This is a genomic window from Mesorhizobium sp. M1E.F.Ca.ET.041.01.1.1, assembly GCF_003997355.1.
Lineage (GTDB): Bacteria > Pseudomonadota > Alphaproteobacteria > Rhizobiales > Rhizobiaceae > Mesorhizobium.
Window position 1 is genome coordinate 1 of sequence record NZ_RZSL01001034.1, and the last position, 1,263, is coordinate 1,263.

The 1,263-nt window shown below is 66.0% G+C and carries 2 protein-coding genes; both read right to left on the reverse strand.

Going from position 1 to position 1,263, the window contains the following annotated elements:
* Positions 1-75 precede the first annotated feature (75 nt).
* Positions 76-657 (reverse strand): glycerol-3-phosphate 1-O-acyltransferase PlsY, encoded by a 582-nt coding sequence (gene plsY / locus EOA38_RS37085; protein ID WP_126093850.1) that lies wholly within the window; start codon positions 655-657, stop codon positions 76-78.
* A 69-nt stretch (positions 658-726) separates the two neighbouring features.
* On the reverse strand, positions 727-1,263 hold a 537-nt coding region (locus EOA38_RS37090), incomplete at its 5' end, for an amidohydrolase family protein (protein ID WP_145966314.1).

Below are 1,263 nucleotides of genomic sequence, written 5' to 3' on the forward strand. Positions count from 1 at the left end.
CATTCGGCGTGCGGATCAGTCGGAGCCAGGCAAGCCGCTGCCGGTCGCTGAGGCGTGGGCCGGCGGCGGGCGCGCTCATCCCTTCGCCCCGATCTTGCCCTCGGTGCCGGCGAGAAGGCGCGAGATGTTCGCGTGGTGCTTGATGAAGACGATCAGGCTCATCACCGCGAACAGGCCGGCAATCTGCGGTGTGCTGATGAAATAGAGAGCGATGGGCACGGCCACCGCCGCCGCCAGCGCCGCCAGCGAGGAATAGCGGAACAGGAAAGCCATGGCGAGCCAGACCACTGCGAAGACAAGCATGCCTTGCCAGGCAAGACCGAGCAGCACACCGAGGTAGGTGGCGACGCCCTTGCCGCCCTTGAAGCCGAGCCAGACCGGAAAGAGATGGCCGAGGAAGGCGCCGAAGCCAGCCGCGAGCGCCAGTTCCGGTGCGAAGCGGCCGGCGATCAACGCTGCCGCCGTGCCTTTCAGGGCGTCAAGCAGCAGCGTCGCGGCGGCGAGCCCCTTGTTGCCGGTGCGCAGCACATTGGTGGCGCCGATGTTGCCGGAGCCGATGTTGCGCACGTCGCCGAGACCGGCGGCGCGGGTGATCAAGAGTCCAAACGGGATCGAGCCGAGCAGATAGCCGAACAGCAAAGACAGGACATAGCTCATTGTTTTCCCCCGCTTCTCTGCCTTCGGCCCGAATCGCGGCACTGGTCGCGGTCCGGGTTTCTTGTGCTCTCAGGCTGAAAACACTGTGCGGCCCGCAACCATCGTTTGCAAGACCTTGCCCTGCAGGCGCGCGCCTTCGAAACAGGTGTTCTTCGAGCGCGAGCGAAGCCCGCTCTCGCTGACGATCCACGGCTCGTCGAGATCGACCACGGCGAGATCGGCCGCAGCGCCCGGCTTAAGCGTGCCGCCGGGCAGGCCGAACAATCTTGCCGGCGCGGTCGAAAGCGTCTCGATCAGCCGAAGCAGCGGGACGTCGCCATTATGGTAGAGCCGAAGTGCCGCGCCAAGAAGCGTCTCCAGCCCGATCGCGCCGGCAGCGGCGTCGGCGAAGGGCAGGCGCTTGGTGTCGACGTCCTGCGGGTCGTGCGAGGAGACGATGATGTCGATCGTGCCGTCCTTGATCGCCTCAATCATCGCCAGCCGGTCGTCCTCGGCGCGCAAGGGCGGGGTCAGCCGGAAGAAGGTGCGGTATTCGCCGACATCATTCTCGTTGAGCGACAGATTGTGGATGGCGACGCCCGCCGTGACATTGGCGCCGTCCGTCTT

Excerpts from the sequence above, each read along its gene's own strand:
- plsY (WP_126093850.1), bottom strand. The coding sequence starts at position 657 with ATGAGCTATGTCCTGTCTTTGCTGTTCGGCTATCTGCTCGGCTCGATC.